Raw genomic sequence first — 15,251 nt, 5'->3', positions numbered from 1 at the left:
GGGACGGGGATCCGGGGCGCGGCACGCTCAGGGGAGTGCCGCGCCCCGGCCGCGCCTCGGCGACGTCTGCCCCTGGCAGACCGTCAGCCGGATCAGCCCTTGTTGGCGCCCAGGGTGAGGCCGCTGACGAACTGGCGCGGGAGTGCGAAGTACACGATCAGGGTGGGGATCGGGGTGAGCGGGCGACGTGAGGTCGGGAGGGCTCAGCGGGAGCGGGCGCGGTTGTACACGGCGGCGAGCCTGCCGGGACGGCGGCGCCGCGGCTGCCGGTGTCCGCCGCCGGCCGGGGCGCGGCCGTCCAGCTGGATCCAGATCCGCACCTCGGTCCCGCCGAGCACCGAGGAGCCGATCCGTACGTCCCCGCCGGTGGACTCCGCGAGGCGGCGCACGATGTCCAGGCCGAGCCCGGTCGAGCCGTCGTTCCCGGAGCCGCGGCCGCGCGCCATCGCCGCCTCCGGGTCGGGTATGCCGGGGCCCGCGTCGGAGACCAGGACGATCACCGCGTCCTCGCCGTTGTGCACGTCGACCGCGAAGGCGGTGCCCTCGGCGGTGTGCCGGAAGACGTTCCCGAGGAGTGCGTCGAGCGCGGCGGCCAGGTCGGCGCGGGCCACGGGTATGCGCACCGACCGGTCGGCCCCGGCCACCCGCCACTTGCGGCCCTCGTCCTCGGCGAGCGCCGACCAGAACGCCATCCTCTCCCGGACCACCTCGGCGGCGTCACAGCCCGCACCCGGCCCGGCCGCCGCCGTCTGCGGCTTGGCCTCCCGGGCCGTGCGGATGATGGTGTCGACCTCGCGCTCCAGCTGCTCGACCGCGGTCCGGGTCTGGTCGGCGGCCGGTCCCTCACCGAGCGAGGCGGTGTTGAGCCGCAGCACGGTCAGGGGCGTGCGCAGCCGGTGGGACAGGTCGGCCGCCAGCTCCCGCTCGTTCGCCAGGAGCTGGACGACCTGGTCGGCCATCGAGTTGAACGCGGCCGCCGCGAGGCGCAGTTCGCTCGGGCCGTCCTCGGGCACGCGGGCGCCCAGCCGGCCCTCCCCGAGGTCGTGCGCCCCCTCGGCCAGGCGCCGCGCGGGGCGGACCATGCGGACGCCCAGCCGGTCGGCGACCGCGACCGAGCCGAGGATCAGCGCCACCCCGACCCCGGCGAGCACCGCCCAGGCGGTCCCGACGCCGTTGGTGACGTCGGACTCCGGCACGTACACCTCGACGACCGCGATCCGGCCGGTGCTGAGGGCGACCGGCTGGAGCAGGGTCCAGCCGCCGGTGACGCCGGTGGTGGAGGCGCGGCCCAGCTCGCGCACGGCCGCGATGTCCTCGTCGGCGGCGCGGCGGCGCCCCAGTTCGAGGGCGGCCCGGCCGTCTCCCGCGGGCAGGTGCACGGCCATTCCGGCGTCGGAACCGGCGGAGGCGACGACGCGTTCGAGCTGGTCGCGGTCGGTGGTGATGGACAGGGCGGGGGCGACCGCCGCGGCCTCCCGCTCGGCGTTGGAGAAGGCACGGTCGCGGGCCATCTCGCGGATGACGAGTCCGAGCGGTACGGCGAAGGCGACCACGACCATGGTGGTCACCGCCAGCGACACCTTGACCAGGGCCCACCTCATCGCGGCGCCCCCGGGGGTTCGAGCTTCACACCGACGCCCCGGAGGGTGTGCAGATAGCGCGGGTTGGCCGCCGTCTCGCCCAGTTTCCGGCGCAGCCAGGACAGATGGACGTCGATGGTCTGGTCGTCACCGTAGGACTGCTGCCACACCTCGGCGAGCAGTTCCTTGCGGGGGACGACGACGCCGGGCCGGCGGGCCAGGAAGGCGAGCAGGTCGAACTCGCGGCGGGTCAGGTCGAGTCGGGTGCCGTCCAGCTCGGCCTGGCGGCGCAGCGGGTCGACGGTCAGGCCGCCGACGCGGATCGCGGGGGACGGCTCGGCGTCGGCGGCGCCGGAGCGGGCACGGCGCAGCACGGCCGCCATGCGGGCCGAGAGGTGCTCGACGGAGAAGGGCTTGGTCAGGTAGTCGTCCGCCCCGGCGTTGAGCAGCCGGACGATCTCCGTCTCGTCGTCCCGGGCGGTGGCGACGATCACCGGGACGTCCGTGATCCCGCGCAGCATCTTCAGGGCCTCGGACCCGTCGAGATCGGGCAGTCCGAGGTCCAGGATCACCACGTCGAAGCGGACATGGGCGACCTCGCGCAGCGCCTCCAGCGCCGTCCCGACACTGCGCACCGTGTGCGAGGCGTCGGTCAGGTGCCGGATCAGCGCGGAACGTACGAACTGGTCGTCCTCGACCACGAGCACACTTGCCATGCGCCGCACCGTACGCCATCTCGAACAGCCGGGTGCGGGGCTGTGGACAACTCCCCGGCCGTGGACAACTCGCCCCTGAGGGAGTGCGTTTGCGGGCGACACGTGGGGCGCGTGAGGCAGTATGGCCCGCGATGCGCAGAGGACTCGTACACGTACTGGCATGGCTGCTCGCCACGGGCGCGGCGGTCACGCTGTCGTGGTGGGGTGTCCACACGGTGATGGCGGGAACGGCCTACGACCCGCCGCGCGCCCTGCCCGTCAAGGCCGCCGACGCGCCGTCCACGCGGGAGCCGAAGGCGCCCGCCTCACCGTCGGAACGGACGTCTCCGCCGAGGCGGCGGCAGCCCGGCACGCCTCCGGCGTCCGGGAAGCCGAGTTCCGCCCCCACACCATCGCCCGGCACGGCCCTCGCCACCTCCGGCCGGGTCAAGAGCTACGACACCGACGGCGGCCGGGCGGTCTTCGACCTCGGCAGGACCTCCGCTTCGCTGGTCTCCGCTACGCCGGGGGCGGGCTGGTCGATGCAGGTGTGGAAGACGGAGTCGTGGATCCGCGTGGAGTTCTCCTCGGGCGCGGACCGGGTGTCGGTGTTCTGCACCTGGCACGACGGGCCGCCGCGGGTGGAGATCGGGACCTACTGAGTGCCGAGGGCGGCCATCGGCACCCTGGGGCTGTCCTGGCCGGTCATCGGAACACCGAAGCGGGCGGTGCCGGTGACGCCACTGCCGCGAGGTCCGTGACGGGCGCGGCCCCGCCGGTGAAGTCGGTGAGCGTCCTGCCGTGTTCGACCCGGGCGGGGTGCGGGTCGGAGGCGGCGAGGCGGGTCAGCTCGGCGACGGGCAGGGGGCGGTCGGAGGCGACCAGGACGGCGTTGCCGAAGCGCTTGCCGCGCAGCACCGCCGGATCCGCGACCAGCGCGAGGTGCTCGAAACGCGCTGCGGCGGTGGCGATCTGGCCGCGCAGGTGGGCGAGCGGCGGTCCGTCGGCGAGGTTGGCGGCGTAGACACCGCCGGGTCCGAGGGCCCTGCGCACGTCGTCGAGGAACTCGGTGGAGGTCAGGTGGGCCGGGGTCCGCGCGCCGCTGAACACGTCGGTGATGACGAGGTCGGCCCAGCCGTCCGGCACCTTGGCGAGGCCGGCGCGGGCGTCGGTGGAGCGCACCCGTATGCGCGCGTTCGGGTCCAACGGCAGCTCGCGGCGCACCAGTTGGACGAGAGTGCCGTCCCGTTCGACGACCTGCTGGGTGGAGCGGGGACGGGTGGCGGCGACGTAGCGGGCGAGGGTGAGGGCGCCGCCGCCCAGGTGCACGGCCTGCACGGGCCGGCCGGGCGGGGCGACGAGGTCGATCACGTGGCCGAGGCGGCGCTGGTATTCGAAGGACAGGTACGCCGGGTCGTCCAGGTCGACGTGCGACTGCGGGGCGCCGTCGATCACCAGGGTCCAGGCCCGGGCGCGCTCACGGTCGGGGATGAGCTCGGCGAGGCCGCCGTCGACGCTCTCCACGACGGGCTCGGCACCGGCCTGTCTGCGTCGGCCGCCCTTGGACTTTCCCATGGGGTCATTATCGGGGTGGTCTGTTAAGCGCCGCGTACGCTCCTGCCGCCCGGCGGAAGAGGGGCCTCAGCGGCAGCCGTCGCAGGGGCGGGGCGCGGGCTCAGCGGCAGCCGTCGCAGGGACGGGGCGCGGGCTCAGCGGCAGCTGTCCGCCGCCCTGATCATCCGGGCGGCCTCCCCCAGGGCCTCGCGCAGCACCGCGGGATCGGTCGCGAGGTCCGCCTCGCCGGGCGGCAGCAGCCAGTCCGAGCCCGCGACGGGCGGCTCGGGCGCCAGGGCCTGTCCGCTTCCGCCGGTTTCCGTGCAGGTGCTTCCCGGCACGTCCCACGCGGCGGCCGTCCCCGGCGGCACGAGGAAGCCCAGGGTGTCGCCGCCGCCGTCGTGCAGGACGGGTCCCACCGCGTCCGCCGGTCCGCGGCGCAGGATGTCGACCGCCTCCAGCCCGTGCCGCGCCGGCACCGTCACCACATCGCAGCCGGCCGCCGGTGTAATCGGCGGCGTACGAGGATCGTTGATCCGGCTGGTCTCCATCCGGCCTCCACCACGAGAACCCCTGCTTGAACGAGCGGTCGGGAGTCGGGGGCCTCCCGGTCCGCGAGGTTCAACGCGGCTCGGCGTCAACGGCTACGGCGGAAGTCAGCCGCAAAGGATGGCACTTCATGGCAGATCAGGGATGAGATATCCGGTTTGTAGCCAAACCCAGCGTGGCGACTCCATCACAGCAGGTACGTTCTTGCTCGCCGGACACGAGGTAGATCCTGTGGTCAAATCACCACAAGTCGCCCCATATCCGGCATGGTTCGACGGTTCGCACGGGAGGACCCGGCCATGGCGTCGTCAACGGTGACCTCGTCTCAACCCAACCGGCCGCCACGGCCGAATCTCGTCTTCCGGCGGTTGCGCGGACAGCGCTCGCCGGCCGAGTTCGCCGCGGCGATCCGGCGCGCCGGGCTCGAGATCGGCGAGCAGGTCAGCTGTGACGCGCGCTACATCGGCCGGGTCGAAGCGGGCGAGATCCGCTGTCCCAACTACGCGTACGAACGGGTGTTCCTGCACATGTTCCCCGGCCGCACGCTGACCGACCTGGGGTTCGCCCCCCGCTCGTCCGTACGCGGACGCCGGGCGCGCGACGCCGAGGACGCGCCCCTGCCGCGCACCGTGAACCCGGCGAAAGCCACGAGTGAGGCCAGCAGGGCGTGCGAGCCGTATGAAACGCGGAACCCGTACGACCCGTACCACCCGCACGACACCTACGAGGAGAGCGACGTGCTACGTCGCGCGTTCATGACCGGCGGAGGCGCCACGGTGGCCGCCGCCTCACTGGGGCCCGTCGGCCTCGCCCTCGACGCCGCGGCGGCGCAGCGCCCCGCGCGCCGCGCCGGGGCGAGCGACGCGGGGGCCCTGGAAGAAGCCGTCCGCCGGATCAGGCTGCTCGACGACCGGCACGGGGCCGACGGCCTCTACCGGCGCGCCGCCGCCCCGCTGCGTGCCGCCTACGCCCTGCTCGACGCCGGCGCGACCCGGCAGACGACGGCGGACCGGCTCTATTCGGGCGCCGGTGAACTGGCCATCTCCGTGGGCTGGCTGGCCCACGACTCCGGGCGCTTCGACGACGCCCGCTCGCACTACGCGGAGGCGCTGGCGACGGCCCGGATGACCGGGGACCCGGGTCTGGAGGCGCACGCCTTCTGCAACACGGCGTTCCTGGCGCGTGACGCCGGCCGGCCGCGCGAGGCGGTCCGGGCGGCCCAGGCCGCGCAGCGCGTCGCCCGGCCCGTGGGCTCGGCGCGGCTGATGTCGCTGCTCGCGCTGCGCGAGGCGGGCGGCTGGGCCGGACTCGCCGACCGCGTCGGCTGCGAACAGGCACTGGCCCGGGCGCAGGCCTTCTTCGAACGGGGCCCGTCGGACGCCGACCCGGAGTGGATGAGCTTCTACGGCGAGGCCGAACTGGAGGGCCTGGAGGCGCAGTGCTGGTCCACGCTCGGGGACTGGCCCCGGGCGGCACGGCACGCGCGCCGGGCGGCCGAGCTGCAGGACCCGCACTTCACGCGGAACATCGCCCTGTACACGGCGGAGCTGGCCGACGACCTCGCGCGCGGGGGCCGGCCGGACGAGGCGGCGGTGGCGGGGATGCGGGTGCTGGACCTGCTGGAGGAGGTCCAGTCGTCCCGTGTGCAGACCATGCTGGCGGCGACGGCCCGGGTGCTGCTGCCGCACCGCCGGGCCTGCGGGGTGTCGGCGTTCCTGGACCGGCACGCCTCGACGCCGCGCAGGGCGTGAGACCTGAGCCGTGTCCGCACCGTCCTGCCCCGCGACGCCGCCTAGGCGAGGTGCCCCAGGTCGTTCCAGCTCTCGATCGCCGGTTCTCCGTAGGCCCAGCCCAGCACCGACAGCGACGTGGGGTTCAGCCGTATCCGGGCCGCGAAGTCGATCGGGAGGCCGAGCCAGCGCGCCCCGATGGAGCGCAGGATGTGCCCGTGGGCGAAGAGCAGGACGTCGCGGTCCTCGGAGCGGGCCCAGGAAACCACCTCGTCGGCCCGGGCCGTGACCTCGGCGAGCGACTCCCCGCCCGGCACGCCGTCGCGCCAGATCAGCCAGCCGGGCCGGACGGCCTGGATGTCCGCGGGGGTCATCCCCTCGTACGCCCCGTAGTCCCACTCCAGCAGCGCGTCCCAGGTGCGCGCGCGGTCACCGAAGCCGGCGATCTCGCAGGTCTCCCGCGCGCGTGCCAGCGGGCTGGTCCGCACCTCGACGCCGTCGAGGCCCTCGTACGGCGCCCGGTGCAGGCGCTCGCCGAGCAGTTTGGCGCCGCGCCGGCCCTCCTCCAGAAGTGGCACGTCGGTCCTGCCCGTGTGCTTCCCGGACAGGGACCACTCGGTCTGTCCGTGGCGGGCCAGCAGGATGCGCGCGGCCATGGGGAACCTTTCCGGAAGAACAACGCAAGGGGAACACCCCCATCATCGCGCACGCCCGTCGCGGGCAACCCGGGGGGCGATCCCTGCGTCTTCGAGGGCCGGAGGCGCGCCCCCTGACGCGCGCCCACACCGTAAAGTGACACGGCCGAACGGGTTACGCGTGATGACGAAGGGGGAGGACGATCGGATGCCGCACACCGATACACCGGGCACCGAGGCTGCCCCCGCGTCCAGGCTGCGCTGGTGGACCGAGCTGCCGCTGATCCTGCTGGTGTACGCGTGCTACTCGGCCGGCCGGCTCCTCGCCCGCGGCGACGTCTCCGGCGCCGTCGACAACGGTCTGACGATCCTGCGCTTCGAGAAGGCGCTGTATCTCAACTTCGAGCACCCGCTCAACCGCCTCTTCACGCGCGAGGCCTGGATAGGCATACCCGCCGACTTCTGGTACGCGTCGCTGCACTACCTGGTCACCCCGGCGGTGCTGGTGTGGCTGTTCCGCTCCCGGGCCGTGCGCTACCGCGCCGCGCGCACCTGGCTCATGACGTCCACCCTCATCGGTCTGATCGGCTTCACCCTGCTGCCGACCTGCCCGCCCCGGCTCCTCGACGCGAGCCACGGCTTCGTGGACACGATGGCCCAGTACAGCTCCTACGGCTGGTGGGGAGGCGCGGCGAGCGCGCCGCGCGGCATGGGGAACATGACCAACCAGTACGCGGCGATGCCGAGCCTGCACGTGGGCTGGTCCCTGTGGTGCGGCGTGATGCTGTGGCGCTTCGGCGGTACGCGCCTGACGAAGGTGGCCGCCGTCGCCTACCCGCTGATCACGACGATCGTGGTCATGGGCACCGCCAACCACTACTTCCTCGACGCGGTCGCGGGCGCGGCCGTCATGGGCGCCGGGCTGCTGCTGGCGCCGCTCGTGATGCGCACCGCGGACCGGGCCAAGGCGCGGTTCGTACGGCCGGCACCGGTCGCGGCGGGCGCTCCGGCCGGCCTCGCCGCCGACCTCCCGGCCACGTCTCCCGCCGGCTCCGCCGCCGCCTCTCCCGCCGCAGGTTCCTCGATTGTCAGTGCCGGATGCCAGACTTCCGCGGGTGAGCGAATTCCACGGCAGCGCGAGTCGCGGCTCGGAGCGGGAGCCGAACCGGGTGCCTCCCCCAAGGACGCGGGGGACGGCGCTCCGGCAGCGGCTCGCTGAGCTGCGCGGCCCCGACGTACCCGCGAAGGCACTGGACGCGCGCGCCCTGGCGGCGCTGGCCGCCAACCCCGGCTGTGCGCGGCGCGCGATCCTCGACGGCGCCGGGGTGAACAAGGCGGCGCTGGCGAGCGCGCTGGGCTCGCCGTCGGCCTTCGGGCAGTCGCAGTTCGCGCTCACCCGGGGCAACGCCTTCGAGGCGAAGGTCAAGGCCGACGGCGGGGCGGAGCTGCTGCGGCTGGTGCACGACAGGCTCGACCGGTCCGCCGAGCCGCCCGTCGGCGCGCGGGTGCCCGACCTGACGGCGACCGGCCCCCGGGGGCGCACGGCCCGTACGGAGCTGGAGCTGCGGGAGGCCGCAGCGCACCCGGGCGTATGGACGCTGCTCGACCACCCGATGCTCGCGCTGGACGTCGCGGGCTCCCCCGCGTTCCTGGAGCCCGACGCGGTGGTGGTCCACCCGGACGGCAGCTGGACGGTCGTGGAGATCAAGTCCTTCCCCCTGCTGGACGGTTCGGCCGATCCGGCGAAGGTCGGGGCCGCGGCCCGGCAGGCGGCGGTGTACGTCCTGGCGCTGGAGGAGCTCGCCGCCCGGCTCGACGCGGAGCCGGAGGGCGACGCCGGTGCCGAGGGGACTTCCGTGTCCGCACCGCGCGTGCGGCACCGGATCCTGCTGGTGTGTCCCAGGGACTTCTCCAATCAGCCGGCCGCGTCCGCCGTCGACATCCGCAAGCAGCGGGCGGTGACGGCCCGCCAGCTGGCCCGGCTGACCCGCATCGAGGACATCGCCGACGCGCTGCCCGAGGGCACCTGCTTCTCGCCCGAGCTGCCCGCCGAAGCACTGGCGGAGGCCGTGGAGTCGGTCCCGGCGACCTACGCGCCCGAGTGCCTGTCGGCGTGCGAGCTGGCCTTCCACTGCCGCAGCCGGTCCCGCGAGGCGGGCGCGGTGACCTCCCTCGGGCGCCCGGTGCGGGCGGAGCTGGGCGGCCTCACGACCGTGGAGGACGTCCTGGCCGCCGCGCGCGGTGAGGCGGGCGATCCCGACGACCCGGCCGTGGCGGCGCTGCGGCGGGCGGCCGCCCTGCGTGCCGAGGCGCTGGAGGCGGCGTGTCGCTGATCTCCACCCTCGCCCGCCTCGAAGCCGTCAGCACGGGCCGCGCCCAGCCCTCCGCCACCGTCCGGCACCGGCATCTCGGCGACCGTCCGCTGGTGTTCGTGCCGCTGACCACCGCCGGTGAGGCCGGCGCCCCGCTGGGCGCGCTGGTCGGCACCGACCGGGACGCGCCGCGTCTGCTGGTCGTCCCGCAGCCCCGTGACCGCGACCTGAGGTTCGCGTTCCTGGCCGAGCTGGCCGACGTCGTGCTGCCCTACGTCGACTCCTACGCCGAGACCGTGGAGGCCGCCGAGCGCACCGAGACCGACCCGGAGACCGGCAAGCGCGTCAAGGTCGAGGTCGAGCTGTGCGCGGACGCGCCGCAGCTGATCGTGCCGAGCCGGGCGGGCATCGACCTGGTGCGGCTGCTCGGGCGCTCGATGCGGTTCCGGCGTACGGCGGAGCAGGATCCGGAGGCCCCCTACCCGGCGCCGCCGCGGGTGCCGCTGCTCGGGCGGTGGCTGACGCACTTCGGGGAGCGGGCCCGGGTGCCCGGCTCCTCGCTGCTGCTGGCGATGACCGACGCCCTGGGCCGGCACTGGGTGACGGGGCAGTCCACCCTGGAGGACCAGCATCTGGGGGCACTGCTCGCCTGGATCGACCCGCCGGAGGGCACCACCGGCGCCGAGGCCGCGTTGCGGGCCGAGCTGGAACGGGACGCCCAGGGCCAGCTGACCTGTCCCCCGGCCGGTCCGGCCACCGACCCGGCGTTCGACAACAAGCTGCTCGCCCCGGCCATCGAGCGCTACGACCGGGCCCGCACGGCTCTCGCCTCCGCCGAGGACGGCACGGAGGCGGACGACCGGCTCGGTGCGCTGACCGCCGCCGAGCGGGAGATCCGGGCCCTGGTGCTCAGCCGCACCCGGCCCACCTGGGACGCGGTCTGGCGGGGCCTGGACCTGCTGCGCGAGCTGCCGGAGGGGGCGCGGGTCGAGGAGCGGTGGACCCGCGACCGCTGGTCGTTCACCGGCCACCGCGACCGCGTCCTGGCCGGTGAGCCCCCGCAGCCGCGCCGCGACGACGCGGTCACCGCGGCCAACAAGCTCGCCACGCGCGAGCGCGAGCAGGCCCGGCTGGAGGCGCAGGAGGCCCTCGACGATCCGCTGGTGATGGCGGGCCGGCGGCTGTCCGGGGAGGCGTTCGCGGGTGAGGTCACCGATGTCGTGATGGCGTACAGCGACGGCAAGCGGCCGAGCCCGCGCCCCCTGGTCACGGTCCGCACGGACGACCGGCCGCATCTCGGTGAGCGCACGAAGGTGTACCGGTCGCTGGGCGGGAAGCCGCAGTCGGCGGAGTTCGTCACGGCCGAGGAGGACGGCGCGGTCGTGGTGCTGCGGGTGCTCGACAAGATGGGGCGCGGCAAGGAGCCCGAACCGGGTTCGGTGCCGGAGAAGGGCGACCGGGTCTGCTTCACGCTGTTCGAGCACGAGCAGCGGGGCGGCGCGAAGCTGCCCGACCCGGAGCAGACGCCATGGACGCACGGCGGGCCGCCGGGTGAGGCGACCCTGGAGGCCGCCGACCCGGTGACCGAGGAGGATGTGCTGTGACCACGGTGTTCGACCCCTCGGCCGCCGCGGCGCAGGCCACCGAGGCGATCCTGCACGACACGCTGCACGGCACCGCCCGCGGTGTCGTCGTGGACTCCCCGCCGGGCGCGGGCAAGTCGACCCTGGTGGTCCGGGCGGCCCTGGAGCTGGCGGAGGCGGGTCACCCGCTGATGGTCGTCGCGCAGACCAACGCCCAGGTCGACGACCTGGTCCTGCGGCTCGCCGAGAAGAACCCCGAACTGCCGGTGGGGCGGCTGCACAGCAGCGACTCCGACCCGTACGACAAGGCGCTCGACGGTCTGGAGAACGTCCGCACGTCCGCCAAGGCGGCCGACCTCGCGGGGCTCGCGGTGGTGATCTCGACGGCGGCGAAGTGGGCGCACGTCAAGGTCGACGAGCCCTGGCGGCACGCGATCGTCGACGAGGCGTACCAGATGCGCTCGGACGCCCTGCTCGCCGTGGCCGGGCTGTTCGAGCGGGCGCTGTTCGTGGGCGACCCGGGGCAGCTCGACCCGTTCGCGGTCGTGGGCAGCGAGCAGTGGGCGGGCCTGGCGTACGACCCGTCGGCCTCGGCGGTGACGACCCTGCTGGCGCACAACCCGGACCTGCCCCAGCACCGGCTGCCGGTGTCCTGGCGGCTCCCGGCCTCCGCGGCGCCCCTGGTCTCGGACGCGTTCTACCCCTATACGCCGTTCCGCAGCGGCACCGGCCCCGGCGACCGGACCCTGGCCTTCGGCGTGCCGTCGGACGGCTCGGGCCCCGACCGGGTGATCGACGAGGCGGCCGAGTCGGGCTGGGGCCTGCTGGAGCTGCCCGCCCGGCACACGCCGCGCACGGACCCGGAGGCGGTCGGGGCGGTGGCCGTGGTCGTACGGCGTCTGCTGGACCGGGCGGGCGCCGCGACCTCGGAGCGCTCCTCGGCCCCGTCGCCCCTGACGGCGGACCGGATCGCCGTCGGCACGGCCCACCGGGACCAGGCGGCCGCGGTCCGCGCGGCCCTGGCCGGCCTCGGCGTCACCGACGTGGTCGTGGACACGGCGAACCGGTTGCAGGGCCGCGAGTACGACGTCACGGTGGTCCTGCATCCTCTCTCCGGCCGCCCCGACGCCACGGCCTTCCACCTGGAGACGGGCCGCCTGTGCGTCCTGGCCTCCCGCCACCGGCACGCCTGCATCGTGGTCTGCCGAGCGGGAGTGACCGACCTCCTGGACGACTACCCGTCGACGGAGCCGGTCCAGCTCGGGACGGTGGTGAAGTTCCCGGACGGCTGGGAGGCCAACCACGCGGTCCTGGCGCACCTGGCGAAGCACCGGGTGCGCTGGCGGCCGTGAACCGTCCCCCCGCACCCACCCCCACCGGCCGGAGGCCGGGCGCCGCCGGAGGCGGCCGATGAACACAGCCCGGACGGCTGGGAAGCCGATCACGCCGTCCTGGCGCACCTGGCGAAGCACCGGGTGCGCTGGCGGCCGTGAACCGTGCCCCCGCCCCCACCCGCGCCCGCCCCACCCCCCACCGGCCGGAGGCCGGGCGCCGCCGGAGGCGGCCGATGAACACAGCCCGGACGGCTGGGAGGCCAACCACGCGGTCCTGGCGCACCTGGCGAAGCACCGGGTGCGCTGGCGGCCGCAAATCTGGCCGGAAAGCAGCCCGTCGCCGACGCCCTGACGAACACCGGGTGGCGTGACAGCCGTACCCACTACCGCGATGCCCACTTGCGCGCCCGCGAGACAATGGACGGTGGCCCATCCACCGGGAGGGCCGTGCGCGACGTACGAGGAGGAGAAGACATGGCGGAGCCCACGCCGCGTCGGAACGAACCGCGGCTACGCCCCGCGCCCCTGCTCTTCGAGCCGGCGGAGGCGGCCTCCGACCCTGAGCACTTCTTCGACCTCGAGTCGATCGACGATCCCCGTGCGCTGCTCGCCCGGGCGACGGAGCTGACGCTGGCGTTCCGGGCCGCGGCGGACCGGGCGGTGGAGTTCCAGGCGATGGCGGCGGCGCAGCTGGCCGATCCGCGGAAGTTCGACCGGCTGACGACCGCCGACATCGCCGAGCGGGCCGAGTGGACCGAGGACTACGCCAAGAAGATGGTCGAGTTCGGGCGTGACCTGATGCGGGGCGGCGTGGAGGGCCGGGGGCCCGGCGGCACCGTCTGAGACGCGCCGCGCGCCCCTTCCCGATCACCTGGCATATGCCAGGCGGGCAAGATACCCCCTGCCACCCCCTCCTGTCCCGATTTCCCGCAACCCTCGGGAATCGCACGCTCACGGCGGGTAGACCTGGACGTCATGAGCAGCGCATGGAACGCCTCCGATGTCACCCCGGACGGGGCCGCCTGGCTCGCCTCGGCAGGAACGTATCCGCGAAGCACGCTCGCCCTCTGGCAGGAGCGGCCGGACGCCCCGGTCGTACTGCCCTGCGGGTCGGTCTTCGACGTGGTCAGCGCCCCCGCGCTGTTCGGCCGGCGGATGCTCGACCGGCTGTGGGACGACGGCCCCGGCTCGGGGCCGGTCGCGGAGTTCCGGGGCCGGATGCTGCTGTTCGCCGCCCCGGGGACGGCACAGCGGCTCCCCGCACTGCTGGAGTGGGAGGAGTGGGGCACGCGCAACCGGGACGACCGCCGTACGGACTCCGTACCGCCGCTGCTGTGCCACGGCACCGGCGACGCGGTGACCGTCCCGGCCCCGTCGGAACGCCCCCTCCCCACCGGCCCTACCCCGCCGGAGCTCACCGCCCCCGCCGCCCCGGCCTACCCGGAACGCACTCGCCCGGCCCTCGCGGACAGCCCCGCTCCCACCCATCCGGCGCCCGCCGGGGCCGGCACTCCCGGCCGCTCCGCCACCCGTTGGCTCGTCGCGCCCGACACCCGTCAGCCCTGGCTCCCCGGCCCCGAGGTACTGCTCTGGGCGGCCGTCCGAGCGGCCCGCTCAGCAGTGCGGATTTCGATTTTTCCTCCCCCCGACCAGGATGCTAAGGTCTACGACGTCAGCAGGCGCCGCTAGCTCAGTTGGTTAGAGCAGCTGACTCTTAATCAGCGGGTCCGGGGTTCGAGTCCCTGGCGGCGCACCAGACGGTGAAAGGCCCCTCGTGAGAACGAGGGGCCTTTCGCATGCCCGGCTGACCCTTCGCAGGCGCCCTCAGCGCCCCACTGTGATCTTCACCGTCCACGCCCCCGACACCGTGCGCCCCTCCACCTCCACCCGCACCTCTTCGCCCGGCACCGTGAAGCTCTCCCCGATGCCGATCGGGGCGTCCGCGAGGGGCGGGTAGACGGAGCTCGCCCAGCACGCGTCGGTGTGCGGATGGGCGTCGATCACCTCGATGGGCCCGCCGCCGGACTGCGCACCGCCCCGCACCCGGTACACCAGCACCCCCTGCCGGCACGCGGTCGCGTCGTTGCCCACCGGCCCCCGCACCTCGAACGCGAGCACGCTGTCGGCCCCCGTCCGCACCACCGCGAGCTTGGCGCCCCGCCCGAGCCCGAAGGCCTGCGCCCCCGCGGCCCCCGTCGCCGGTGCCCCCGGCCCCGCGGTCAGCGGCTCCAGGGTCAGCCGGGCGGGCCCGGCGTCCTGCACGCACCGCACCTGCCGCGAGTCCAGCCAGCCCAGCTTCCACTTGTGCCAGGCGAAGAGGTCGGGCGCGAGCCCGAACTGGCTGCCCATCAGGTCCCAGTCGCCGACGTGCGTGTCCCAGTCGCCCTTGCCGTCCGCGGGCCGGTGGTACAGGTCGGGCAGATCGAACACGTGCCCGGTCTCGTGGGCGAGCACCAGCCGGTCCGGTGGGTGCTGCTCGAACACCGTGACGATCCGGCGCAGGTCGGTGCCGTCGGCCCGCAGGGGGCTCGTCAGATTCACCACCTTGGTCGCGTCCGAGTCGACGCCGGGCGCGTCGGGGTCGGCGACGAAGTACACGACGTCGTAGCGCGAGAAGTCGACCCGGGGGTCGGCCGCCGCGAGGGCGTCGCGCAGGTAGGCGGACCGGCGCTCGGGGCTCCAGTCCCGCTTTATGTCGTACGCGGTCGACGGCTTCGGCATCCGGATCCACTGCCGCAGCGCGTGCGGGCGCAGGGTGAAGCGGCCGTAGGAAGCCCGTTCGAAGAAACGGGTGGTGGCCGGGAAGTGGTCGGCGGTCAGCTCCTGCGGGGTGGTCAGCGGGTGGGCGTCCGGGAAGGACAGGAAGACCATGACCGCGTCGAGGGACCGGGCCGGGCGCGGATAGGCGGCGTTCCAGGTATCCAGGCCCTCGGAGTGATGGGCGTCGGTCCGGGTCAGGGCGCAGGGCGCGGCCGAGTCGGATTCGGCGGCCGAGGGCCCGGTGCCGAGGGAGGTGGCGGCGAGCGCCGACATGGTGGTGAACACGGCCGCGGTACTGCGCAGTCGGGCGCGCGGAAACGGACGCGGCACGGGTACCTCCGGGTACGGTTCGCGGGACACCGCACCCAGCCTGTGATGATTTGTCGTACTGCGCCCTGTTTGCCTGCACCGGTCGGGTGAAGGGGTCGAAAAATCGCGGAAGCCGACACCCCCGAAGCACTCACAGAACGTCACAACTGGTCGGGGGCTTGAAGAAGCCGCCCAGGTGTGCGCAGAAAC

General features: G+C 74.4%; 14 protein-coding genes and 1 tRNA gene. 9 read left to right on the top strand and 6 right to left on the bottom strand.

Annotated features, from left to right (window positions below):
* Positions 1-203: 203 nt before the first annotated feature.
* On the bottom strand, positions 204-1,601 hold the full coding sequence (locus ACFZDI_RS17390; RefSeq protein WP_391251427.1) for an ATP-binding protein: 1,398 nt from the start codon (positions 1,599-1,601) through the stop codon (positions 204-206).
* On the bottom strand, positions 1,598-2,296 hold the full coding sequence (locus tag ACFZDI_RS17385; protein WP_361110743.1) for a response regulator transcription factor: 699 nt from the start codon (positions 2,294-2,296) through the stop codon (positions 1,598-1,600). Before ACFZDI_RS17385 ends, ACFZDI_RS17390 begins: the two co-directional genes overlap by 4 nt.
* Before the next feature lie 131 nt (positions 2,297-2,427).
* Between ACFZDI_RS17385 and ACFZDI_RS17380 the strand changes: the two genes are divergently transcribed.
* On the top strand, positions 2,428-2,937 hold the full coding sequence (locus ACFZDI_RS17380; protein WP_391251425.1) for a hypothetical protein: 510 nt from the start codon (positions 2,428-2,430) through the stop codon (positions 2,935-2,937).
* Between the two features lie 43 nt (positions 2,938-2,980).
* Here the strand turns inward: ACFZDI_RS17380 and ACFZDI_RS17375 are convergent, their stop codons facing one another.
* Together ACFZDI_RS17375 and ACFZDI_RS17370 are read right to left on the bottom strand one after the other, a co-directional pair.
* Entirely contained in the window at positions 2,981-3,850 is an 870-nt protein-coding gene (locus ACFZDI_RS17375) for a fused MFS/spermidine synthase (protein ID WP_391251423.1), read from the bottom strand.
* A gap of 134 nt (positions 3,851-3,984) precedes the next feature.
* Positions 3,985-4,380 carry a hypothetical protein gene (locus ACFZDI_RS17370; RefSeq protein ID WP_391251421.1) on the bottom strand — a complete coding sequence of 132 codons (396 nt, stop codon included), beginning with the start codon at positions 4,378-4,380 and terminating at the stop codon, positions 3,985-3,987.
* A 297-nt stretch (positions 4,381-4,677) separates the two neighbouring features.
* Between ACFZDI_RS17370 and ACFZDI_RS17365 the strand changes: the two genes are divergently transcribed.
* Positions 4,678-6,129 carry a hypothetical protein gene (locus ACFZDI_RS17365; protein ID WP_391251419.1) on the top strand — a complete coding sequence of 484 codons (1,452 nt, stop codon included), beginning with the start codon at positions 4,678-4,680 and terminating at the stop codon, positions 6,127-6,129.
* A 41-nt stretch (positions 6,130-6,170) separates the two neighbouring features.
* Here the strand turns inward: ACFZDI_RS17365 and ACFZDI_RS17360 are convergent, their stop codons facing one another.
* Positions 6,171-6,764, bottom strand: coding sequence for a histidine phosphatase family protein (locus tag ACFZDI_RS17360; RefSeq protein ID WP_391251417.1), 594 nt, complete (start codon positions 6,762-6,764; stop codon positions 6,171-6,173).
* A 187-nt stretch (positions 6,765-6,951) separates the two neighbouring features.
* On the opposite strand from ACFZDI_RS17360, the gene ACFZDI_RS17355 reads away from it, so the two are divergent.
* The 7 genes from ACFZDI_RS17355 to ACFZDI_RS17325 all read left to right on the top strand — a co-directional run bounded on the left by ACFZDI_RS17355 (position 6,952) and on the right by ACFZDI_RS17325 (position 13,728).
* Positions 6,952-7,962 carry a phosphatase PAP2 family protein gene (locus ACFZDI_RS17355; RefSeq protein WP_391251415.1) on the top strand — a complete coding sequence of 337 codons (1,011 nt, stop codon included), beginning with the start codon at positions 6,952-6,954 and terminating at the stop codon, positions 7,960-7,962.
* Entirely contained in the window at positions 7,913-9,076 is a 1,164-nt protein-coding gene (locus ACFZDI_RS17350; protein WP_391251413.1) for a hypothetical protein, read from the top strand. The genes ACFZDI_RS17355 and ACFZDI_RS17350 overlap by 50 nt, the downstream gene beginning before the upstream one ends.
* Positions 9,067-10,659, top strand: coding sequence for a hypothetical protein (locus ACFZDI_RS17345; protein WP_391251411.1), 1,593 nt, complete (start codon positions 9,067-9,069; stop codon positions 10,657-10,659). Before ACFZDI_RS17350 ends, ACFZDI_RS17345 begins: the two co-directional genes overlap by 10 nt.
* Positions 10,656-11,990, top strand: coding sequence for an AAA domain-containing protein (locus tag ACFZDI_RS17340; protein ID WP_391251409.1), 1,335 nt, complete (start codon positions 10,656-10,658; stop codon positions 11,988-11,990). Before ACFZDI_RS17345 ends, ACFZDI_RS17340 begins: the two co-directional genes overlap by 4 nt.
* A 456-nt stretch (positions 11,991-12,446) precedes the next feature.
* Positions 12,447-12,815, top strand: coding sequence for a hypothetical protein (locus ACFZDI_RS17335; protein ID WP_234847858.1), 369 nt, complete (start codon positions 12,447-12,449; stop codon positions 12,813-12,815).
* Positions 12,816-12,947: 132 nt separating this feature from the next.
* On the top strand, positions 12,948-13,661 hold the full coding sequence (locus ACFZDI_RS17330) for a bifunctional DNA primase/polymerase (protein ID WP_391251407.1): 714 nt from the start codon (positions 12,948-12,950) through the stop codon (positions 13,659-13,661).
* A tRNA-Lys gene (locus ACFZDI_RS17325) sits at positions 13,652-13,728 on the top strand. Before ACFZDI_RS17330 ends, ACFZDI_RS17325 begins: the two co-directional genes overlap by 10 nt.
* A 68-nt stretch (positions 13,729-13,796) precedes the next feature.
* Here the strand turns inward: ACFZDI_RS17325 and ACFZDI_RS17320 are convergent.
* A complete protein-coding gene (locus ACFZDI_RS17320) occupies positions 13,797-15,092 on the bottom strand; it encodes a M6 family metalloprotease domain-containing protein (protein WP_391251405.1) in 1,296 nt (431 codons plus the stop codon).
* Positions 15,093-15,251: the final 159 nt, after the last annotated feature.

The sequence above is a fragment of the Streptomyces sp. NPDC007907 genome (assembly GCF_042959365.1).
Lineage (GTDB): Bacteria > Actinomycetota > Actinomycetes > Streptomycetales > Streptomycetaceae > Streptomyces > Streptomyces indiaensis.
The sequence above is the reverse complement of the archived record's forward strand: the minus strand, read 5'-3'. Positions and strand labels throughout refer to the sequence as shown.